Here is a 23112-nt window from a genome sequence, read left to right as displayed (position 1 = left end):
ACTTGTCAATGTTCGACTGAGCACAACTTCCGAAGTGTTAAAAGATCGTCGGTCGCGGCATGGGCCTCATAGAGCGCCTCGCAAAAACCGCCGATGCTTGATGCACCAAGCGCGTATGAGACTGCCGAGGCCGCTCGCGCTTTGCGAAACCACGACATGGCCTCTCCCGCGTCATCTAATCCATCATGTTGCTCGACAATTTCAAAATACTTTTCATCGAAATAGGACGCGTCGTCGGCAATTGCTTGCAGCTCGTTCGTTGTCGCCTGATACGACGGATCGGAAAGAAATCGCAACCAGCCTCCACTCATAGAGTCTGTGATACCGGCAGAGCGGCATGCCCACTCTGCTGCACGACAAGCCATTGCCTTCTGCTGTACGGAAGACAGGGTCTTGGCGAGGACAACAAGGTCCGGCGCTACTGAGTTCAATCTTTCGCATGAAGTCATTTTGGACCCTTCAAAGGTGTTGCTGGAACGGCGTTTGCACCATTGATCGCTGCGGCGCAGTTTGTACATATCGGACGACCTGCTCCTACGGTTTGAACCGTATATCCATTCTGAGCAGCCCAAGAGGTGATGTCAGCTTCTGCATGGCCTGTTCCCTTAATGATGACTTCACCAGGCTTCAGGCTAACGCCCGGACGAAGATATCCGTTGGGTTCGCTGGTTGAAACGACAATTACCTGGTTGCCGCTCGGATCTAACACGACGCCTACACCCATTGTTACGCGACCTTGGGAGCCCGCGGGCAATTGTGACTGCAGCTGCGCAGCGCGGCCAGCAGCGTACGCTTGTGCATCCGAAAGGGACATTCTGCCACCGGCTGTACCCGCAGCTATCGGACCGTTACCGGTCGTGATTGCTTCTGGTCCAGCGCCCGGTTGTGGACCGGCGGCCTCGGCCGGGTTAGGCGGAAGGATGCTGACCGTCTCTTTTCCAGCGTCGACGTGCATGCCGGGCTCGCCGCCGTTCGTGTCAAAACTGGATGGTGTCTTAATGTGCCCTGCAGCGTTGTTTAGTGCCTCATTCTGCGCAGCCGTCGCACCGGCCATTGCGTTCTGACCGGACAGTCCCGCGAGCCCGCCACCGGTCCACGTCGAAATTGCCGCCAACATTGCCATCTGGCCCTGATCCAGCGGCACACCGCTCGGATCGAGCATCCCGATGACCTGCTGCGACAACACTGCGCTCGTAGCCCCACCAATCGCACCGCCACCACACCCTTGACCAGTTGCAGCACCGGCCGCGCAGCCGAGCGCGGCATGCGCGGCCACGTACGCCGCACCAGTCAGCGTGCCATCCTGATTCAGGTTGCCGATCGTGTAGGCAATGGACGCCGCAGCATTGGTCGCTGCGCTGTTGCGCAGGTTCGTCAGGAAGCTCCCACCCTGCAAGGCCGTCTGGACCGTCGCTTGAAGCACCGACTCCGCGGCGATCGCGGTAATCGTCGTTGGAAGCGAGCCGGTCGCCGCGCCCGCCTGCGGCACCAGCGTATTCCCCACCGTCTGGACGCCAGCCAAAGCAGCAAGACTGTTGTTCGACGCCGCCCACGACCACCCCGCCGCGCCATTGCTGAACGTGATGCCGTTCGTCAGCCCTGCCGTCAGCGCCGCCGCACCGGCCGTCGTGAGCAGTGATCCGAGGTTGAACGAGCCGCCACTGTTCAGTTGGCTCATCGTGCTGTTCATCATGCCGGCGAAGCCCGCCGACAGTGCCGCGTTTGCCGTACCGGCGCCCAGGGAGCCCGCGGTCGTTCCGGCCGCCGCAAACGCCGAACCCGATCCGGCCGACGCCCCTGCTGCTGCACCAATCGCCCCGGATGCAGCCATCCCGCCCATGATCGACAATCCAACGATCACGCCGGTCATGAAGATCTGGTCGAACCATGAATCGCCGTCGACTGCCTCGGTATTCAGGTGATCGGTCACGGTCGACTGGCTGAACTGCCCGCCAAGCTGCGCCTTCAGGTTGGACAGCATCTGCTGCGTCGCCGCCTGATTCACGCTGCCGTCGGCACTGGTCTGCTGCAATGCCCCGCCGATCTGGTTCAGGCTCTGCACGTTCAGGTCGTAGTTCGCGGCCGACATGAATCCGCCCTGTTGCGCGACAGTGCCAGTCGTGCGCAGGAACACGCCTTCGTCCCCGAACTGGTAGATCTCTCCGATATTCGTCGAACGCTGTTCGTTCGTGAGACTGCCGGTGTTGACCGTCAGGTTTTGCGCCGTCACGGAACCGGTATTGAGGATGCTGTTCGCGTAGTTCAGTGCGACATTCGTCCCCGTGATTTCGCCGTCCGCGTTCACGACCGCGTAGTTTTTCGGCAGCAGAACCTCGGGCATCAATGCCTGCACCGTCGGGCAGGCGGCGCCACCCGATGCCTGACACCCCGGTTCCGGCACCGCCTGCTGGACATACCAGAGCATCGGCGCATTGATCTGCGCGAGCTGGGCGTCGCTCAGTTGCGTGCCGAGCGCGATATTGTTCTGCTTCGCGTACTCAAGCGCCGCGCCATACAGCGCTGCCTTGTCCTGATTGTTGATCGACGCCTGGCTCGTGCTGTCGGTCGCGCTCGGGGTGCTGTAGAAGCTGCTCTTGCCGGTCGCTTGCAGCGCGGCCTGCTGGATCTGCTGGTTCTCCGTATACGGGTCGTAGTAGAACGGCACGCTGCCGGGCTGCAGGTTAGCCGGCAGGTTCGCAATCAGCGATGCAGACGAGAGCGAGTCGACTACCTGGGCGGCCGGATTGCTCGTCAAGTACGACACCGTCACGGTTTGACCGGACACCGTCTTGACGGTCGTGGCGGTCGGCGTATTCACGCCCGTCACAATCGGCGCCGTCGGCTTGCCCACCGTTTGTGCGCCGATCGGCGTATTGGGCGGCAGAGCCGCCATGCCGGTGACCGACGTCGGCCGCCCGTCCTGATTCGTCACCAGTCCGGCCTGGTTCACGGCGGCCGTCATCGAAGGCGGCAGCGTCGGCGGAGCCAGCGAAATCACCTGCCCCGACACGACAGGCGGCGGCGTAAACACGTTCGGGTTCGTGATCCCGTTGACGAGCGTCGAACCCGTCAGCGTGATCGATTGACCGATCACGTTACCGGTATTGGTCAGCGTCGGCGAGTGGACGCTCAGGTTGCCCGCCTGAATCGTTCCCGGCACGAAATCCTTCATGCCGACGTTCGATGGAAGTCCCGACGCCGTTTGCGTATCGCCCTGACTGAACGCGCTGCCGTACAGATTCTGGCAGTCCGCGGCCATGCCGAGACAACCCCACGTGCGGGTCGCGCCCGGATTGCCGGTCCAGAATGCGTGCAGGTATTGGTTGTCGCTCGACGCGCTCGTCGATGCATTGATCGTCGCGTTGTTCAATGCAGTTACCAGACTGCCCGTATTGCTGAACGTCCCTGCCGAGATCGAAAGATTGTTGTTGGCCGTGATCGTCGATGGATTGGCCGCTTGCACCTGGATATAGGCTTCGCAGTTCTGTCCGCAGCCCGTATACGGAGACGCAGTCCCATAGTTCTGGTGAACCGCGACCGGTGCGGCGATCGTGTTAGTCACGCTCGCCGCATTGATCTGCACGTTGTTGCCAGCCTCGATCGCGGCCGACGTGTTCGTCACGCTCGTAGCCTGCGTCGGATTGGCTGCGGTCGTACCTGCGCCGCCGATCACGACATCGTTTCTCGCGACCAGATTGCCGTAAGTATTGGCGACCTGGTTCGCGGCAATCACGATGTCGTGGCCGGCGGTGACGTTGCTGTTGGTTTGCTGATAGCTGTACGTTTCCGAGTTCGGGTTGGTCGTGTTCAGCGAACTGCAACCCGCGTTCGAGACTCCCGACGCACATCCCGCCGTCACGGCCTTCGATCCTACATTAGAGCCTTGGTTCGTAAAGCTTGCCGCCTGAATGTTGACGTCGTTGCCCGCCGCCAAGGTGCCGGTGTTGGTCAGATTGCCGCCCGACAGATTCAGGTTGTTGCCGGCGATGACCTGCCCGACGGCGCCTTGTTTGGTCACGCTGGAGGTGACGGTTTCCAACTGCACGGTGCCGGGCGCGCTGATGGTGTACGTGGCAGGCGGCGTCGGCGGACCAACCGCGCAATATCCACCCTCGCACTGGTAAGTGCCACTCGGATTGGCCGTGCCCGCTACGCCAATCGGTGCGGTCTTCTGCAAAGCCTGCAACGATGTCAGGAATGCGTTCAGCGATGCCGAATCGACGGAATCCGTGACCGTCGAGGTGAAGCTCGAACCCCCGTTCTGGAGTTGCTGCACGTTCACGTTGGCGTCATGGCCCGCGCTGACGACGCCGCTTTGGTTGTTGAGCGTATTGGCGGTCAAGGTGAGATCGTGGCCAGCCGCGATAGTCGATGGCGTTACCGTTGCACCGGTCGACGTCGTGGTCTCGGTAACAGTCGGCAAGGTCAGCGTCTGTACTGTCGTTGCGCCCGAGATCGGTGTCGAGGGCGGCACGACGACCCAGATGGCGCCTTTGGGCGCATTACTCGTCGGCACCAGAGCGAACTGGATCGGACCCGAGCTCGCGACCGGCGACGACGGATCGCCCCATCCCTGATAGATCAGCCGGACGCTGGATAGCGACCATACGGTCTGTTTGGTCGGCTGCTCGCCGCCGGGTGAAAGGAGCCCGCCCAGTGTTGCCGGCAGATTCGCCTGCCCGAGCATGAACGTCCCACCATCCTTGCCGACGTTGTAGATTGCATAGACCAGTTCAGAGCCGATCGGCGTGGCCATTAGCAGGCCCGGATTGTCGACCGTCTTCGTGGTCGTGGTCGTCGTGACAACGGACGCTGCGGAGTTATTGACGTTGTTGGCGGTCAGCGACAGGTCGTTGGTCGCCGTCAGCGTGCCGCCGGCATTCCCGAGATCCCCCGACAGGTTGATCGTCGCGTTGCCGCTGCCTGCAGGGCTGTTTGTATTTCCGGCGCGGGTCGTACCGCCAGAGTTGTCGTAGCTTGCCCCGGTGATCGCGAGCGTATTGGCGGCCTGAACCGTACCCGCGTTCGATCCCGAGCCGTTCAGCGTCAAGGCATTGTTGGCGGTCACCGTGCCTGTGGCTGCATTCGCCAGCGACCCGTTGATCGTCAGGTCGTTGCCGTTGATGGCGCCGGTGTTGCCCACGGCACCATTCAGCGTCAACGAGCCCGCGCCCTGGTTGATCGTGCCGGCGTTATTGATTCCCTGCGCAGCCGATACCGTTACAGTCGTACCCGGCAGAGTCCAGGTGCCCGAATTGTTGACCGATTGCGCGGACAGGTTCAGGCCGTAGCCGCCATTGATCGTCCCGTAACTGGCGGCCGACGGATCAAGCGCTTGATTCGGCAAAGCGAGCGTCGCGATGTTCTGCGCCAGAATTTTGCCGTTCGTATTGTCGAAGGATCCGTTGCCGCCCGTGACCGTCACGGTGGTATTGCCAGTCGCCGCGGTCGAATTATTGACGTCGCCCGCGAAGATGAGACCCGCGTTGCTCAGACTACTCGTCGTCAGGTTCAGCGCGTTCGTCGCCATCAAGGCGCCGGTATTAGTCGTCGCGTTGCTGACGTTGAAATTCGCCGTCGGCGCGTAGATCGAACCGCCGTTGCTCAGATCCGCGGCGTTGAAGGTCGCCGACTTCAGCGATGACAAGCTCCCTGAGTTCGTGACCGTCGAGCCCGACACGTTCAGGTTGCCTCCGGCCATCTGCGTGCCGACGTTCGATACGGTGCCGCCATTCAGGCTCGTGTCGCCCTTGAACGCGGCCGTGCCGCCTGTCGTGACGCTCTGTGAACCCGTGATTTGCGTGGTGCCGCCGACCACTGCGTTCGCGGTCGTGACGTTCGCCCCGCTCAGGGTCGCGTTGCCGTTCACCGACAGGGCCGGTGCTTGCGCGTCGAATGCTGCGTTGAGCTGGCCCGCCGACGTATCAAGATTGCTCGTCGCCGTGGCTGTCAGATTGCCGCCGATCGACACGCCTTGCGTCGTGATGTTCGCCGCCGTCAGCGTCCCATCCTTCGAGACGGTCGTCTGGCCGTTCAGCGTCAGGTTTTGGCCCGCATTCAGGCTCGCGTTCCCGGCTGTCGAGATGGGTCCGGAGGCCGTCACATTGCCGCCCTTGGCGTTCACGCTCAGGTCGCCGAGGCTCGTTACACTGCCTTGCGTCGTAACGTCGGTACCCGTGGTAATGGTTGTCGCGCCGCCGGACAGCGCGTTACCCGCGAGCGTCGCGCTTCCGTTTGTCGCCGTCAGCGTGGTCGTACCGACCGCCGTTGTCGCGCCGACGCTCAGATTATTCGCAGCCGTAGCGTTGAGATTGTTCCCCGTCCGAATCGCACCGCTGATGCCGACGTTGTTTCCTGCATTCAACGTTGTGTCATTCGCGACATTGACCGCGCCCGTACCGTTGATATCGCGGCCGGCCGAAACGGTTGCATTGCCGGTGTTGTTCACCGACAGACCGCCGTTCAGATTCGCATCGCGACCCGCCGAGATCGTCGTGCTTTGGCCCGTCTGCACCGTGCCCGCGACGGTCGCGTCCTGCGCTGCGGCGATGTTCACCGTGCCCGGCGTCGATACTGCCCCGGCGACCGAGACGCTGCCCGCGCTCGAGCCGATCGACGCGTTTCCACCGCTATAGACCGTACCGCCCAGATTGACGCTCTGCTGCCCGGTCGCGTTCAATCCACCGAGCGACACGACATTGCCGGTCGTACTCAGGGTCCCGCCATTCGCGGTGAGCGTCATGTCGCCGACAGACGCGGCGTTGCCGTTCACTTGCGTGTTGCCGCCCGACGTCACGCTCAGCTTGTCGCCGCTCGTGACGTCGCCACCCAACGTCGAATTCTGTCCCGATTGAATCGTTACCGCACCCGGTGCCGTCACTGTCCCGCCGAATTCAGCGTTCGTACCCGCCTTCGCGGCGATCGTGGTGCCGCTTTGCACGGCGCCGTTCAGGCCGATCGCCTGCCCGGCGTTCAGTGTGACCGCGCCTTGCGACGACGAAACCTTGCCTTGCCCGGAGATCGAGCCAGCTTGCGCGGCGATCGACACTGCGCCTTGCGCCTGCGTCGTACCGTCAATCGTCGCGTCTTGACCGGCCGTCACGGTCGCCGCTCCGTTCGATTGCAGATTGCCGCTCACGGCGGCCGACCCTGTCATCGCGGTGAGATTCGTATCGCCGACGGACGTGACCGCGCCGTTCACGGTCGCATTGCGCGCCCCCGCCAGCGCGACCGTGCTGCCGCCCTGTACCGCCCCTTTCACAGTCAGATCACGTCCAGCCCGCGCCGAGATCGTACCCGGCGCGCTCAGCCCGCCGACCGTCAGACCTCCGTTCGTCGTCTGCAGCGCAATATCGTGAGCCGACAGGGAGTCGATCGCCATCGACTCGCCGGCCGTAAGATTGGCCGAGCCATTTGCGGCAACCGACGCAGCAGTCAGGTTCCGACCGGCGGTCATCGACACGCTTTGTCCGGCCGACACGGCCCCCGGCGCAGTGATGTCGCCGTTCGCCGCAACCGTATAGTTTTGGTTCGCGAGGCCGGTACCGCTGATCGTCGTGTTGTCCGCGCTCGTCAAATTGACGTTCTGACTGGCAAACGTTTGACCGACCGTGACGTCGCCGTTTGAATTCACGACCACGTTCCCTGCCGTCGCGGTCAACGAGCCTTGCATGTTCGCGCCAAGGCCGGCTGCTGTCTGGACGATGTAGACCTGGCCAGCGGTGACCGATCCGAACTGGCTTGCATCGATCGCCAAACCGTTTGCAGTTTGGATTGCCGTGACATTGTTCGGCAGACCGTTGGCTGCGGTACCGTATGCAGTGCCGGTATTGCCCGTCGTGGTCGGCGTGACGAGCTGGTTGCCCGTCACGACGTTGATGCGCTGATCCGCACGGATCGGCGCCGCCAGCGTGACGGTTTGCCCGATGAGGTCAATATTCCCGACGGTCCCTTCGATCCCGGCTCCCGGACCGTTCACCCCTGCCGGCCCGTTGATCGAAATGTTGCCTGATCGAACGTCGTACGCGACCGCGCCGGCGTGCGCGAAATCGGTTGGAGCACCACCGACGCCCGTGATGAACTGCGGCGTGCCCGTGGTCAGCGTGAGATTCGGGATGTTCGTGAGCGACAGTCCGTTTGCGGATATCCCGCCCGGAGCCGCGATCACGATCGGTGCAGCAGCGCCGAAGGTCTCGAGCGGCCCGTTCAAGACCGCAATATTGTTCGACGTGACCTGGTTGATAATCAACGACGCTGGCCGGCCGTTCAGATTCGGATTCGCGCCAAGCGAGCCGCCGAGCAGCGGAGTCCCTGCAATCGTGCTGTTGTTCAGCACGAGGCCTTCAGGTCCCACATTGAACGACTGATACTGTCCGAGACTCACGCCGTTGGAATTCGGCGCAGGGATATTGATAGCAGGGACACCCGCGCTAGTCGCGGTGACCGTTGGCTGAAACGGAATCGGCGCCCGCGGATCGATGATCGGCGCAGCATGTGCTGTTTGGTCGACCAAAAGCATCGCGGGGCTGAGATACATCACGACCGACATGACCCATGCGGTCGCCTTGATCCAAAGGGCGTGCTCTTCGCTGTTCAGCGAAGGTTGACCGAAGACAATTTTCTGTTTGGCCGTTCCCCGTTGAACGTGCCGAGCTTCTATTTCGCGCATCAGTCGGCGCATGGTTGGTCTCACTCGGAATTTTCAGCGGATGTTCGCACAGCCGAAACCGAAAGATGGTCAACAATTGTCATGCCCCGTCTTGCTGTCGGGAACACGGTTACAAACAGCCTTCATGCTGATTCGAATATCAAAATATCAACGATGGCTTACTGTGACCAATATAAAAATAAATAAATGTTTTTGAGATTTATTTAATCAAAAAGACCCCCGTTCCCGGTCGACAGACCGCAGAGTCATGCCTGATAGGGCTTTGGCTCCGAGGGTGGCGACGGGCGCATCAACTACACGTGTGCACCAGGGTCGAATAGAAATGTCAAAAATCGTTTCTTAAAAACTTAAATCCGATCGATGAATACCTCCCGATCGGGAGGGAATAGCCGGTCGCAACGAGACATAACGCGGTCAAACGACACCAGCTGGCTCACAAGCCACCTGCGATTTTTACGAGGGAGCGTGTTGTGTTCTGTCGACGCGGACTTGACTTTCGTTCGAAGTCGGTAAGGTAGTCGATACCAATTTCTCAACCACGAATGGAGAAAGCATGTCGACATACCACGAACTTCTCGCAAAGCGCGCGGCACTCGAAGCGGAAATCGACGCCGCAAAAGGGGCTGCGCGGGAGACAGCTTTGAAAGAGGTGCGCCAACTCGTGAGCGAATTCGATCTCAGCGCCCGGGAGGTCTACGGGGCGCGCGCAACCCGCAAGCGCGGCCGCGTCGAAGCGAAGTATCGCCATCCCGACACCGGCGCGACCTGGAGCGGTCGGGGCCGCCCGCCGGCATGGATTGACGGCAAAGACCGCACGCCCTTCGAAATCCAGCACAGCGCCGCCTAGTCTTGAAATCTCGCAGAACACTGGATACATTTACAGTGTGCCAGGCGCAGCAGCCACTCGCAATTTGCCAAGTGGCTGGCTGCTGCTCCCTTGTCTCGCCGACTACTATGAACCTCGCCCCGACTGTTGATTGCCACGATGCCGAGCTCGATCCGATTCGGTACGGGTATGCGCTCGAGTCCGCAACGCAAGATCTGCGACGCATTGCGACGTCGCTCGCAGCTCGCTACATCAGCGCCGGCCTTGCGCACGCTTTGAGCTGGCCGCTATTGCTCGAGATCGAAGAGCAGGCATTCTCCGATTTGGCCTTTCAGAGCCGCAACGATCCAGCGATCGTCGGCGCACTGCCGCGCATCGGGCCGGCGACGCTGCCGGGCGTCGATTTCAGCGGTCTCATCGACTGGAGCCAGTCCTATCCATCGCTGCCAATCGTCTATCAGTGCGTCCGCGAGCTTCTGGTCGATGCCCCCAAGTTCGAGCGCAGTGAGGAAGCTGCGTGAGCGACGTAACCCGTGGGCTCGACGAGCGGCGTGCCGATGCCCACGTCCGAAACCGGATGAAGGGGCGCCCCACCCTTCTGCAGGCACAGGACGCGAATCGTAGATTCGCGCCATGCTTGGGGTAGCCAATATTCAGTATATAAGATCGAATGGACGAACCGACTCTCTGGCTGTCGGCACCGACCGAGGCCTATCAGCAGTGGCAACGCACGGAAGCCGCCGGCGCCGATCGGCGCGCGTTCTCGCCGCGGTCGATCGTCCAACACGAAGCGATGTTCGAACGCTTCATGCGCCACCTCGCCGCCGCTCACCTGTCGCTGGCCAACTTCGGGCCCGACCACCTCGAATCGTTCTTCGCTGACCTAGATCGCCGGTGCAAGCCCGGCACCACGACACGTCTGCGGTACCAGAAGCTCCTCGACCGGCTCGGGCGGCACCTCGTCGACGTCGGCGTGCGCAAGACCAATCCAGCTGCCGCATACACGCTGATGCAGACGTGGCCGGAGGACGAGCCCGTCCCGGTGTACCTTCTGGAAGCCGATGATCATCGACTGCAGGCGTCGATCCGGGCCATCGACGGGCTCGACGACCGCGCGTTGCGCAACCGAGCCATCGTTGGCTTGTTGCTCTCGACCGGCATCACCGCGCAGGAATTTCGACAGGCGAGCGCCGTCGACCTCGACCTGTCGCCGGCGCGGCCGTACCTCCTTGTACCGAAGCGCGGCCCGCGCGAGGCACGTCGCATCAACGTTGACGAGTTTGCGGAACCCGCGCTCGCGCGATGGCGAAATCTGGCTGCGGCTGCAGACAGCCCTCTGCTGTTCCCGTCCCCCCGTGCAGGCGGCCCAATGACCGACGAAATGCTCGGCCGCATCGTTCGAGACGAGCTCCTCGCGATCGACGTTCGACTCCCTGATATGAGCCCACGTACCCTGCGAAACACGTTCGCGAGGCGCCTGCTCCTCGCCGGCAGAAGCAACGACGACGTCATGCATCTCTTGGGCCTGACAAGCCAGCGCACTGTGATCCGCATTCGGGCGACGATCCCGAGCGGGCCTCAAGCTACACCTCAGACTTGACTTCCTCCCCGCCTCGATAGCCTGAAAAAGCCAGCAAGGTCGCTGGCTTTCTTGCTATTGGAGCATTCAATATGGACTACGTATCGCATTACACGGACCTCGTCTACTTCGCCAGCGGTGGCATTTCCGTCTGCCGCTACCGGATGCTCGCGCTCGCGTCGGAACCGAAGCGGCTCGTCATTCAGGTCGAGAACCACGGCGGCCACAAGGACATCCTGATCACCGATCACATCGTGCGCGACGGAGTCCTCAACCGAATCGCCGATCGCGACTTAACGGGGGTTCCGTTCGACATGCTTTGCGTCGCGTTGACCGAGGCCGGCCAACATCACATCGTCTTCGTCGAGGCCGATCTCGAGGACTACATTCATCGCGGGTATCCGTATGAGCGATCCGCTCAGCCGGCCGCACGTGGCCGACATATCGAGCGCATCTCGATCAATTCCCGTGACCTGGTGGTCGGCCGGGCCCGCCTGCAGACCGCGCATGCGACTCCTACGCTCGCAGCAGACAGTCTAGCGGCCATCCTCGACCGGCCGACGTCCGCGTAAACCGCCAATACGCCGACGAGTAAGCTCGTCTGGCCATCACATCCTGGGTCCGATCGACAACAACAACGGGAGCAACGGGCAAAAACAAACCCGGTGCAGACGCACCGGGTTTGGTTCCAAAATTCCGGACTTCAAGCCGCCTGCGAAAACAGATCGACAGGCGCCAGGTTCAGCATCGTGAGGTGCTCCGTGTTCGATATCGCGCGGTCGACGAGAAACCGATCGAGCTCAGCCGGCGTCAGGTTGTGCCGTTCGGCGAGATGCGCGAAGTACTGGCCACGCTTGGCCATCTCCTGATACCGGCCCGCCATACCGGCCGGAAGCCTCAGAATGCCTTCGTTGAGCCAGAACCGTGCCGACTCCATCCCCGAGTGTTGCTGCGCCTTCACGGACCAGCAAGCGTCGAAGCTGCAGGTGACGAACGCACACGCTGCCTCGACGTGCACTTCGAACTGGTCGCTCTCTTCGAAATAGACGATCTGCTCACCGGACCTCGTGCGCGCATATCGGCTCGCTCGCTCCGGATGGAGGTAGCGATTCCACTGTTCCGCGGCATAGTCGCGAAGTCCGTCTGTGGGCACCTCGGCATCGTACGCGCCGACAAAGAACCACCCATGATGCGGGATGTCGATCTTCGGCAGTGGGTCCACCACCGGCACGTAGTAGCGCCGTCCGAGCCGATGGACGTCGAACCAGACCGACAGCGCCGGAAACGCATGCGGCGCGTAGTGGTGCATCGAGAGATAGAAGTCGATCGCCACCAGCTGCGCCGGCGTGATCATCTCGAACTGCACGTCGCAAAGCGCGCGATTTTCCGGAGTGTCAGGTATTTCGCCCATGGCCAGTGCGCCCTCATGCCGCTCAGCGCGCTCGACCTCAAGCGCGTCAAGCGTTAGCAGGTACTGCAGCAACCGAACGCGCTCCAAGTACGACAGAACGTCCGGCTTGACCGCCAGATACCCGGCGTCACTCAGCTTCCGGCCTACAAGTTCGCGACGGCCAAGATCCCATTGCACGGCCATCAGGTAGTTGCGGAACCGATTCAAGCCCTCCAGATGACGGTGGCCAGCTTCCTTCACCATCGACTCCATCGAGCGATCGCGCTCGCCGGTCACGCAACAAAACGCGCACCCGAATCGCGAACCGCACGCGGCACGCGCGCCGCCCTCTCCCAGAATCACACCACATGTCCCCTCGTTCCCAGCTCGGTATAGATCCGACAGACGCCGGATTGACTGGCTGGACACGGGTGACGGAAAGGGGCGGTCTGAATCCTCCGCGAATAGCGAGAGCATCGTCCATACGCAGTCCGTGGACCACTCGGCGATCGGAGAAAAAGTAAGAAATCCGTCCGCGTTCCTGACGGGTCTTCGCGCATTCTCGTTGCGAGCGGCCATGGCCGCCGCGCGACTGCCGCTCTCTCCGAACCGGTTGCCGAGGATGGTAACGACTTCGCTACTTCCGCCGGCGGCCGCAGAACGTTCGAGCGTGACGCGCAGGCGGTTCTGCGGGTCGACCTTCCAATCCGCCGCACAGGCACGTATCCGCTTTCCGTTCTTCACCCCATTTTCCGGGGTACGGGGAAGCGTGCCACGCCCGATCGTTGCGACGACAAATTGCGACGCCAATGATGGCTTCGCTACGTGCACCGATACCGACGTGCCAGCGGCCGCAAAGGCGTCGCGGATCTCATCCAGCATGGCCTGAAGGTGCCAGTGCATGCTGGGATTTTCGATCGTCGTGTCGGCGCTCGTCACAAAGTGCTCGCGCGACACCTCCGCACCAGCGCGCCGCACCGCCTCCAGCATAAGGATCGCCGTGCAGGTCGAGTCCTTGCCGCCGCTCAGCGCGTTCGAGAGCGTGAATCCCTGTTGAATCAGCGCGACGAGCGCGTCGATTGCCGACTCCATCTTCACCAAAATTTCCGAGAACATATACTGCTCCTATGGCGCAGGAACAGCCCCACGCGGGAGCCGTTCCCGCGCGGGTTGAGAGAAAAGAAACAATCAGGGTGCGCGATACACTTCGCCGCGCGCCGACACCACTTCCCAGTTTTTCAGATACGCATCGGCGACACGCGTATCGCCGCGCAACACGATGACGTTCTCTGCGTTGTACCGCGCCGCCTGCTGCGAGTAGTTGTAGCTGCCCGTCTCGACGGTCTCGCCGTCGACAATGAGGTACTTCGAGTGCTGTGCTGGAAAGACGCTCACAAGTCGTACCGGAATGCCGGCGTAAGCGAGAGCACCGAGCGCAGCGCGAGCGCGGCCGCTACGGTCCTCTTCGAAGTTGCTGCGCGCGTCGACGGTGACCGCCACGTCAACGCCGCGGTGCTTCGCGGTGATGAGCGCGCGCGTCACCGCCGGAGCGGTGAACGAGTACGCCAGCACGCGAATCGATTGGCGCGCATGCCCGATGGTGCGAAGCACAAGGCTTTCGGCTCCGCCATCCGGCGAGAACGCTACTTCGACCGTCGGCAGCGTCTCCGCTTGCGCGCGCCCGGCAAACGCGATCGCAACACAACAGCACAGCGATGCCACGAGTACTGCCCAAGAAATTTGCTTCTTCATCGGAGCCTCCAATAGTGGATACGGAAAAGCCCCGGTCTCTTCCGAGAGCGGGCCGACGTTCAGGGGTTTAGATGCAGGGCTTATGCTGCCCTGCAGGAAAGGTATGGACTTGGCCATCCTTGCAGATGACCGCATCCGTTCTCATGTGCGGCCGCTTAGCTACGGCGGCCTGCGTGGAGACCGCATAGCGGTACATAGGCGCCGACTGCTGCGCACCGCCGTGCATCGCGATCAACAGCATCACCAGGTTCGTCATCCCGTTCATCAAACGCTCCTCCGTCGGCGAATCAGGACACGACGACGGCAGTCGTGGCCACCGTCACCCAGCGCCCGTTCACCAGCACGTCGCGCAGTCGCGAGCCGTTCAGCTCGTACACGTGCTCCGTACCGATGCGAATGGGTTTCGGCCGGATCGAGACCGTCAAGGTTCGGACCAGCTCAGCAGATCTGGACTTCAGTTTCATTGCGTTCCTCGTAAAGAAAAAGGGCGAGGAACGCCCCTGCGGGGAACGTTCCCCGCCAGGGTTAAAAAATGTGTGCCGCACTACCTCGCGAGTGCGGCCACGTCGATGACCGCATCAGCCTCGGCAATCAAGTCCGGCGTTTGCGAAATGAAAAACTCCCGTGCATACCCGCCCTGACGCAGAACCTCGCGTTTCATGCGCATGAATTGCACCTTCCGATCAGGGTCAAGTGGACCATCCGACTCGTCGCTGAACAGTGACTCGTACGGCTGGCCCGCGTTACCCGCGATATACAGGGCAACGCCGCGGGTCAGGCACTCGTTGATCCAGACCTTCTGACCGCCGGACATCACGCCGACTGCCTTGCTGCTGTCGCTATCGGCGTCGTGCACGAGGATTTCAAATCCCTCGCGCGTTTCACCATTGGCCAACGTCCGCTGCGTCTGGATCTCGACCGTGAACCGCGTGCCATAGCACGCGAGCAGCAGGTCATTCACCGTCTGCGTGAGTGCCGGCCCAGCGTCGTCGATCGTCAGCGCGATCACGCCGTCATTGCCGAGGCCCTTCGCGAGCAACTTCCACTGCGCGACCTCGTCCGAGATGCGCTCAGCGAATGCTTGCGTCGCCGAGAAGCCCTCTAGCTCGCGCTCGAGTGCCGCCAACGTCGTTTCGCAGGTGGCCTGTGTGCGGATCAAAGCTTCGATCCGAGCGTCCATCGCGGTACAGACGTCACGACGGGCAACCAGCTGTCGATCGACCTCCACAATCGCCTGCGTCACATCGACAGCAGCCAGGCGCGAGACCTCCGCGTCGACGTCACGCAACAACCCAGTGAGCCGCGTCGATTCCGTCTCCCGACGTTTTGACGCCTCGCTTCGCTCAACATCGAGCGATTCGAGTTCGCCTTGGGCCTTCGTCAGCCCGGCCTCCGCCGCGTCGAGCAATCGCTTTCGCGCAGCAAGATCGGTCGCACGTTGAAGGGCCTGACGCGCGCCCGTGAGTTCCGTGTTCACCTGCTGGAGCTCGGTCCGCTTGGCCAACAGCGCTTCTACCGACGGTGCGAGTTCCTTCAACTCCGTCTGGTGTTGCCGATAGCGCGCGCGCAAGTCTTTAAGCGAGGCGGTCTGGACGTCGACTTGTTGGGCCGCATTCCTCGCTTGCGCGAGCAAGGGGCACATCGCATGGATATCCATCCCTGCACACGGCACCGATCCGATCACTGATGATTGTTCGGTCAAGGTTCGAATCAGGTCAGATTTCGCCGTACCCTGCGATTCCAACCCGGAGAGCGTCGACTCGACCGAGGCAACCCGCAATCGCTTCGCATCAAGCTGTTCGATTGCACGCTGCAACGGTTCGATCAATGCCTCGGCCTTCGCGACACGAAGTTGGGCTTCATCTCGAGCGGCCGCAGCGCCACGGATCTGCTCTGCCTGCCGGACAACCGCTACATGACCCGCGATCGTCTCCCTTAGCGCCGAAGCGCGTTGGTCGAAGCGCTTGTCGTCGGCCTGCTTGTCACGCTCCAACGTCTGGAGCGATGCCTGCAGCTGGCTACGCCGCACACCGAGTTCACCTATGCGCGCCACAGTGCTCGCGTTCTCGCCCTGCTTGGCAACGAGCACCGCGTGCTGTTGCGTCAGCGTGGCAATCTCCGCTTGCGCAGCCGTACGCTTCTCGCGCGCCGCCGCGATATCTGCCGCAGCCGTCGCGAGCGCCTTGCGCGTCTCGTCAACACGCTCGCGCTTCCCGGAGAATGCAGCGAGCTCCTGTTGCACGACACCGAGTTTCCGCGAAAGCTCCTTCGCGACATCAGCAGCCTTGGTCGACAGTGCGCGGAGGTGATCGATCTTCAGCAGCTCCGCGAGGAGCCCCTTGATCTCGGTCGCACCGTAGGACGCGAGTGGCCGACGGTTCTGCGCCGAGAACACGCTCGTGAAGAACGACTCGAGGGAGCCGCAGATCGCGTCAACGCAGCGGTCGTAGGTCTCACCCTTGCCGTCCGACACCGTGCCATCCGGCAGCGATACCGGACGCCACTCGCCGTCCATCGAGCGATAGAACAGGAAGTAGTCCGCCTTGCCGGTCTTGCCTGGCTTGCGAAACACAAAGGTCGACCGATAGCGCAAGCCATCGTGCTCCCATTCGAACTCCTTGCGTGCCTGCACCCCGCAGACGTGATCCCAGTACGAGAACGCATCGACCGAGAGCTTCGACGCGCGCGACGGCATGATCCGGTATGGGTGCAGGTTGTCCATGATCGTCGTCTTGCCCGCGCCATTCGGCCCGGTCAACGCGATCAACCCGGTCGGCAACGACTCCAGATCGAGTTCCACGCTGTCGCGCTTCATCCCGTCCCGGACGCCATAGAACCCTTCAAGCAACAGTCTCAGTGGTCGCATGACTGGATCTCCGAAAGAGAGATGGGCTGCAGATACTCGTCCGGCAGGAAGAACGGGACATCGTCGTCATCGACCGGAAGCGTCGGTTCGGGCCGGGATGCCGGCTTCGCCAACGTACCGTCAACGGCGGCCTGCACCGTTCCACAGAGACGGCTGAACGCGTCCGACGTCTGCTTGAGCATCGAATCCCAGTTGGAACAACCGGTGAGAATCTGCAGCTCGCGGCCGGACCACTGGCCCGAGTACCCAGCGTCGAAGGACCACAGGAGGTTTTGCAGCTCGACGCCTGGCGTGACCACGATCTCGGCCTCGTCGGCGTCAACCACGTGGGCCAACACCAACATGCCGTCGCGTTGAGCAATGACCGCGCCCCGTTGGGTGCCGAACGGTTGGTGAAAGAGTGCTGCCGTGCACCCGCCGTGATCGACGAGAAGCTTCTGCAGCGATTTGGCGTCGGTAGACGCAGTGAAGGACTGGGCCCAACGGACGCCAGCAGGATAGAGACCAAACATGAGCACACTCCGGATTTGAGACGGAGTGCGCCCTTGCCGGGGACACGCCCCGTCAGGGTAGAAAGAAATGGATGCAGCGACGCTGCCTTCGATGCGCGAACAGGCGCGGGGTGAACCTCGTTTCGATAGCCACACGGGCTATCGGAACACGGCTAGTGTTCGAAAGGGACGGAGAGCCGTCGATGAGCGGCACTACGCCGCGAACAGGTCATCAGTGAGCCAAGACGGTTCGTCAGCGGCTGCCACTGCATCGGAGCTCGCGGCGGCCGTCGTGGGCAACATGACCGACGCAGCACCCGACGGGCACGGCTGATCGGTTGTTGACGCGCTGTCGCCAGCTAACCGCGCCAGGATCGAATCGGCGATTGCATTCGGATCTCCGGTCTCGAGCAATTGCAACCGATCAGCCAACGGTGAAGCGTTGACTTCGGCCAGCTCACACCAACGGCTCAGCTTCGCTTCAACCGTCGGCGCAGTGCTGATGCCTTCTGCCCGGCTGCGCATCACGGGAAGTACCCGCGGCTCAAGCTTCACGCCGGCGGCCGTCGAGAACATCGCTTCGATCGCCTTGCGGTCGACCAACTGCTTATGCTCTTCGTCGATTTGCCAGCGAATGCGCACGAACTTGCCGGCCGATGCTGCTGCGAGCGCTTGCAGCGCGTCCGTGTCAGGAGGCCCGTCAAACGCGACGGAGACCATTTCACGAGACGGCGTCGGAATCAGCAGGGCCCGAGCATCAACGTTCGACACATCCCACGACAGATAGCCCTTGTCGCCGAGCTCGCCGTAGTGGAAACGACCGATGGAACCGGGATAACCCACCAAGCGCCCCTCACGCTCCCACGTCTGATACTTGTGGATATGGCCAAGCATGAACGCAGAGCATTCCGCCGCAAACAGCGCTCCGAGGCTGAATTCGTGATCGAACCCCGCCATCGTGACGCCATGCTCCGTTTGACAGCCGTTCACGGTGCCATGCGACACACCGACGGTCGGGACACCCGCCGCCCGAAACGCCGCGTTAATCCGCCCGGCAGCGGTCAAGAACCCCGCGAGCGTATCCGCAAGATCCGTCGACGCCGCCAGCGCACCGACGCGCAGTGCCAGATCCGCTTTGTTCATCGTCGGGAGGCAGGTGAAGATCACCTCCGGCTCGCATTCCAGATGATGCCGAATCTCCTCGTCATCGAAAACCGCCCCACGCGAGAACCAGAAGTTACCGTCGTAGAGCGCCACCTGACATACCCGATCCGCTATGGCAACCGGATAACGTGCTCCCATCAGCGCGAAGTTGTCCAGCGTGCCCGGCGGCTCGTGCGAGAACGTGCCCTGCAGCATAAGCACCGGCATCGCTTGCGCGAGTCGGTGGACCTGCCTGGCGAGCGCATTCAGCGCCGGCGAGTGCGCGTCGAGACGATGGTCAGTCGAGTCGCCGCTGATCACCGCTGCAGCGGCGTCGCGCGCAATTGCGTCACCCACCGCATGCGAGAAGCACCGGTCCGCCTCGTCGAGGTTTCCCGGCGAGTAATGCAGGTCAGAAAAATGCGCGATCTTCATCAACGCCTCCAGAAAAAGAAATGGCCGCCCCAGGGCAGCCAAGAATTGTCGATCGCCGACGAGCGGCAAAAATGGAAATTACTGCCGGAGCAGGAGCTCACGTACTCGCATTAGGGTGTAGCCAAGAAGGTTGAGCCCAGGCCACTTCGTGGGGTCGGTGATTCGAGGATCGAATTGACCAATCCCAGCTCCCCAGATTTTGTCGGACCGGCTGGCCTCGACAAGAATTGTCGTGCCCGTTCCGCCTAACACACGTCCTTGGTCTGGGTTCTGCCGGAACTTCTCCCTGCAGCCCACAAACACGATCGATTCGCGGCTTCTCAGCCACGTGTCCTCGTCGAAGCCAGACACGTCGCGACCGAGCTCCTTCTGCCTCTTCGGAGATTGGCTCTCCAGAATCTTCGACCCGGTTTCGTGGTCATCGAACAGCATAGCTTTCGCGTACATCATGAACTGCTCGACGCAGTTGAATTCGACGTCGTGATAGGTAAAGCGGCTCGGGTGCCAATTACTCAAAACGTCCTCAGCACCGAAAAACGCCGTGAAATTGCCAATTCGGCGCATGGTTTGCTCCAAGTTGGAAGGTCAAGATATGGCCGCTTGCGCGGACGATTTCGATGCGTGAGCCACGCTGTCGAAAGCACTTGAGCAAATCACTTTGCTGAAGGACTCTCGGATTCGCGACGTGAGGAAGGAGACACCGGCCCCGAAGGGCCGGCGAAAAGGGGTGTCATTTAGCCGTTGTGAAACGATTCGACAGCCGCACCGATTTCGCGTTGAAGCGAAGTCGGATCCTCCAATGCCGTCGTCAGCCGCGCGACCATCTTGTCGACGTCGGCAGGGCGTTCGGCCCAGCCTCGGCCGAATCGAAAGTGACCGTAGACACGAAACGCCTTGCGCTGCTCGTCGTCATCGAAACGGAGCCGCTGCAGCAGGTCCTGCATGCGGTGACGCTTCTCTTCGATCGACTCGGGCGGGCCGTCGCCGGGTTCAACCTGATCAGCGCGCCTGGCGTGGGTTTCGCCCTCTGCCGGGTGAAGCTGAATCACGGTGCTGCCCGTATCTGCCGGCGTCGGCGTTCCAGCGACCTCGATCGCCAACGGCACTTCTTCCGCGCCGTCGAGCAGGGCGCCGATGTCGATATCGGCGTCGAGCACGGTCAGCATCTGCGGTTGACGCACCGCCTCGCCCGCCTCGTTGATCCGCGTGATGTCGAATTCCCGCTTCGAGATCCAGAACCGGGTGCCCGTCAGCTTCCCTCGGGCCAGCTGAACCGTCTTCATCGCCGCGTATGCCTTCTGCAGGACGTAGATCGAGTTCGTTGGGAGTTCAATCAAACCCAGTCCCTTGATATCGGGAATGGCGAAGATGAACTGGGCACCGAGGTTGCATTGGCGGCTCTGGTACTGCGGGCATTGCTCGGGGTTGCAGATGCCATCGGGGATCGCGTCATCCTGACGGAAAATCACGTCGCGACCACCGAAATGGCGAGCCGCCCGTTGCGCCCGCGGATCGCGCTCGACCTTCGCGTACGTCTTGCAGTACCGCAGACCGTCCGGCCCGTACTGCGAGAAGTACTTGCGACCGCTGGCGCCCCACGCCGCCATCTCGTTCGGGATGTTTTGCATCCAGTCGTTGAAGGCGAACAGCACCGGGAAGCGATAGAGCCGGACGCCCTGCCCGCGATCCTCACCGTAGAGCCGGAGAATCTCGTCGGCCACGTCCGGATTGTTGAAGTCCGAGCGGCGGCAGGTGAAGTAGTCGGTATTGCGCGGCGCCAGCGCGTTCCGGAGCCGGCAGCGAGATTCGATAGCCTTTCCGATCGTCTCGAAGGAGTCGCCGGCGGCCACCATCTCGTCGTACAGCGCGACCGCGTCCGGATTCCCCCGGGCAGCCGACGTCAGGACCTTGATGCCGGGCCGGATCTTCCCGATCACGGGCGGGCGCATCGCCCGCTCTTCGACGACGCTCCGCACGGGGCCGCCGACCATACTGACAACTGCATTCATGAAAGTTTCCTCGCGAGTTTGAAGATCGCCTGGGTGCGCAACGCGTCCGCCGATCGCTCGAGCGCGTTGGCAGCCGCCTCTCCGCGGCGGTGGGCGATACTGGACAGAAAAATCCGGCGGTCGGAGTCGGTGAACATCGCGACTTGCGCTACCTCGCAACGCTCCCGCCAGGCGGGTGACGTCGTGTCGGTAGCCGACCTTTCCTCCGCGATCGTTTGGCTGATCACGTCGGCAATCCGGGAATTGAGACGATTGGGAAGCACAGGGACCTCCGGGACAGAAAAACGACGAAATAAAAGCGCGTTCCTCGGCAGAGGAACGCGCTTCGTGGATTCGGATAAATGACCCAAGCACCACGTCCCTTCCGGGGACGTGGTGCTCAGGGAGCCGGTCGGCTCATATAGAGGACGTTAGGTCGTCCTCGCACAGCATGGTCACGCTGCGCTACAGCCCATTTTCGGAAGTGCCATTCCGACGCAGGTTCACGGCTCAGTCGACTACAGTCGTTCTACCCAGACAGAGGCCTGGAGAGAGACACCCGTTGTCCGGGCTCGAACGACGTCGCGGCGCAAATGAATGCGGCCAGCAACGAGTTTTATGACTGAAATGGGGAGCGCGGGCGAGGCGCTCATCAGAAAGGAATTCCACACTGGTTGCCAACCAGTCGGAGCATGCCCATTGGCACGGCTTGTACAAAAGATGGACTTCGGCCAGCGAAGTCAAGGTCGATGCGTCAGGGACGCGAGAAGTAGAGTCAGTATCGCGATTATATCGGCGCGTGATCCCCGGAAAGCTCACGAAAACAGCCACGCTTTTGCCGGTACGCGCCTGGAGCGGCTCGCTCAGAATTGTCAATGAGAGAGACCACCCGAAAAAATCATGTCTGCCGTTCTCGAACCACCGCACGAAGGGCGCGGGCAACCTGACACGCCCACGCAAAACGACACACCCGCCGCCGACCCGGCGGTTCGCCCCGCCACATCGACAGGGTTGAAGCCGATCCAGCGCCTGACGAGCGACAGCCGCATCGACAAGATCGTGCCGGATTCCGATGCGGTCACGATCCTCCACTACAGCTCTGTCTTCGCACGCACGTTCATCCGGAGCGACTACAACTTTTGCGCGGCCAAGATCGCCGTTGCCCGCGGCGGCAAGGTACTGGCGGTCCAGACCGCCCTGCGCGATACCGCCGACTGGATGCGCAAGGCCACTGCATGGGTCGAGCGGCACAACGCGCGCTCGTTAACGTTCCCGTACGAACAGATCGAACTGAAGGTGACTCGGCCGCTCGCGGGCTTGCTGGTCAGGTGCCTGACCCAGTACGACCGCCTGTTCGTCGCGTCGATGGAAGCCCAGCTCGCGGAGAAGATCACGCCGCAGGACCGGGCCAACATTCTCAAGAACGCCGAAGGCCGGATCCTGCACGTGAGAACCGTGTGCATCCCGGACAACGACCGATACGACGCCGACGGCACCGCGCGCGACTGACGCGACCGCGCCAGCAGCACGCCCCCACCGGCTTGACATTGGAATCCGGTGAATAAGCTCGCCTTGAGCCTGCCGCGACTTCAAACGCCGTCGCGGTATGCCGATCATCCACGGAGGAAGTCTTGGACATTCGAGAGATCCAGGCGCTACACGCCCAATACTCGTCGCAACCCGTCGTCATCGACATCAACAGCCACGTGCGGGCGCTCCCCGCTCCTGACCGACAGGAATCGGCGCGCAAGCGCGTCACGGCTCGACTCTCTTCTGCCAGTCGGAAATTCGGCCGGCCGGCCGCCATCGTCCTTGCTGTTGTAGCGGGGGCAGGACTCACGGGAATCAGCGCGGCTAAGCTTTGGCACGCACTCCATCCGCCCCAGGCTATTGCACACGCTGAGCGGACGACGATGCATTATGCGACTACTCCTGCGACGCCTGCAGCCGCCTCGACCTCACCCGGATCCAGAC

The 23112-nt window shown here is 62.1% G+C and carries 17 protein-coding genes; 5 read left to right on the top strand and 12 right to left on the bottom strand.

Translation table 11 applies throughout. The features are described from left to right. Positions 1-5: 5 nt before the first annotated feature. The gene (locus tag HWX14_RS16875) at positions 6-518 is read right to left on the bottom strand and encodes a replication initiation protein (protein WP_151062588.1); all 513 of its coding nucleotides are present in this window, start codon (positions 516-518) and stop codon (positions 6-8) included. Further along, positions 446-8680 (bottom strand): filamentous hemagglutinin N-terminal domain-containing protein, encoded by an 8235-nt coding sequence (locus HWX14_RS16870; RefSeq protein WP_151062589.1) that lies wholly within the window; start codon positions 8678-8680, stop codon positions 446-448. The genes HWX14_RS16875 and HWX14_RS16870 overlap by 73 nt, the downstream gene beginning before the upstream one ends. Positions 8681-9221: 541 nt before the next feature. Here HWX14_RS16870 and HWX14_RS16865 point away from each other — a divergent pair. From HWX14_RS16865 to HWX14_RS16850, 4 genes are all read left to right on the top strand, one after another. Further along, positions 9222-9515 (top strand): H-NS histone family protein, encoded by a 294-nt coding sequence (locus HWX14_RS16865; RefSeq protein WP_151062590.1) that lies wholly within the window; start codon positions 9222-9224, stop codon positions 9513-9515. Between the two features lie 107 nt (positions 9516-9622). Then, positions 9623-10015 (top strand): DUF2471 family protein, encoded by a 393-nt coding sequence (locus HWX14_RS16860; RefSeq protein WP_151062591.1) that lies wholly within the window; start codon positions 9623-9625, stop codon positions 10013-10015. A gap of 149 nt (positions 10016-10164) precedes the next feature. Continuing rightward, positions 10165-11094: a tyrosine-type recombinase/integrase gene (locus tag HWX14_RS16855; protein ID WP_151062592.1), complete on the top strand. Its 930-nt coding sequence runs from the start codon at positions 10165-10167 to the stop codon at positions 11092-11094. A 71-nt stretch (positions 11095-11165) separates the two neighbouring features. Then, positions 11166-11645: a hypothetical protein gene (locus HWX14_RS16850; protein WP_151062593.1), complete on the top strand. Its 480-nt coding sequence runs from the start codon at positions 11166-11168 to the stop codon at positions 11643-11645. Positions 11646-11776: 131 nt separating this feature from the next. Here HWX14_RS16850 and HWX14_RS16845 read toward each other — a convergent pair whose 3' ends face one another. The 10 genes from HWX14_RS16845 to HWX14_RS16800 all read right to left on the bottom strand — a co-directional run bounded on the left by HWX14_RS16845 (position 11777) and on the right by HWX14_RS16800 (position 21422). Beyond that, the gene (locus HWX14_RS16845) at positions 11777-13579 is read right to left on the bottom strand and encodes a phosphoadenosine phosphosulfate reductase family protein (RefSeq protein ID WP_151062594.1); all 1803 of its coding nucleotides are present in this window, start codon (positions 13577-13579) and stop codon (positions 11777-11779) included. A gap of 72 nt (positions 13580-13651) precedes the next feature. Next, on the bottom strand, positions 13652-14215 hold the full coding sequence (locus HWX14_RS16840) for a phospholipase D family protein (RefSeq protein ID WP_151062595.1): 564 nt from the start codon (positions 14213-14215) through the stop codon (positions 13652-13654). Between the two features lie 67 nt (positions 14216-14282). Then, positions 14283-14480 carry a hypothetical protein gene (locus HWX14_RS16835; protein ID WP_151062596.1) on the bottom strand — a complete coding sequence of 66 codons (198 nt, stop codon included), beginning with the start codon at positions 14478-14480 and terminating at the stop codon, positions 14283-14285. 22 nt (positions 14481-14502) lie between these two features. After that, the gene (locus HWX14_RS16830; protein WP_170297403.1) at positions 14503-14679 is read right to left on the bottom strand and encodes a hypothetical protein; all 177 of its coding nucleotides are present in this window, start codon (positions 14677-14679) and stop codon (positions 14503-14505) included. Between the two features lie 80 nt (positions 14680-14759). Further along, complete coding sequence (locus HWX14_RS16825; protein WP_151062597.1) at positions 14760-17081, bottom strand: SMC family ATPase; 2322 nt, start codon at positions 17079-17081, stop codon at positions 14760-14762. Further along, on the bottom strand, positions 17069-17593 hold the full coding sequence (locus HWX14_RS16820) for a hypothetical protein (protein WP_151062598.1): 525 nt from the start codon (positions 17591-17593) through the stop codon (positions 17069-17071). The genes HWX14_RS16825 and HWX14_RS16820 overlap by 13 nt, the downstream gene beginning before the upstream one ends. Positions 17594-17785: 192 nt before the next feature. Continuing rightward, entirely contained in the window at positions 17786-19150 is a 1365-nt protein-coding gene (locus tag HWX14_RS16815) for a metallophosphoesterase (protein WP_151062599.1), read from the bottom strand. A 78-nt stretch (positions 19151-19228) separates the two neighbouring features. Beyond that, a complete protein-coding gene (locus HWX14_RS16810; RefSeq protein ID WP_062911882.1) occupies positions 19229-19714 on the bottom strand; it encodes an NADAR family protein in 486 nt (161 codons plus the stop codon). Positions 19715-19884: 170 nt separating this feature from the next. Further along, positions 19885-21159: a hypothetical protein gene (locus HWX14_RS16805; RefSeq protein ID WP_151062600.1), complete on the bottom strand. Its 1275-nt coding sequence runs from the start codon at positions 21157-21159 to the stop codon at positions 19885-19887. Beyond that, entirely contained in the window at positions 21156-21422 is a 267-nt protein-coding gene (locus HWX14_RS16800; RefSeq protein WP_062911857.1) for a hypothetical protein, read from the bottom strand. The genes HWX14_RS16805 and HWX14_RS16800 overlap by 4 nt, the downstream gene beginning before the upstream one ends. 616 nt (positions 21423-22038) lie before the next feature. Between HWX14_RS16800 and HWX14_RS16795 the strand changes: the two genes are divergently transcribed. Continuing rightward, positions 22039-22647, top strand: coding sequence for an AcaB family transcriptional regulator (locus tag HWX14_RS16795; protein ID WP_151062601.1), 609 nt, complete (start codon positions 22039-22041; stop codon positions 22645-22647). The last annotated feature ends 465 nt before the right edge of the window (positions 22648-23112 follow it).

The sequence above is a fragment of the Burkholderia sp. BCC0044 genome (assembly GCF_902832955.1).
Lineage (GTDB): Bacteria > Pseudomonadota > Gammaproteobacteria > Burkholderiales > Burkholderiaceae > Burkholderia.
Note: the sequence above shows the minus strand (reverse complement) of the source record. Positions and strands in the feature narration are given on the sequence as shown.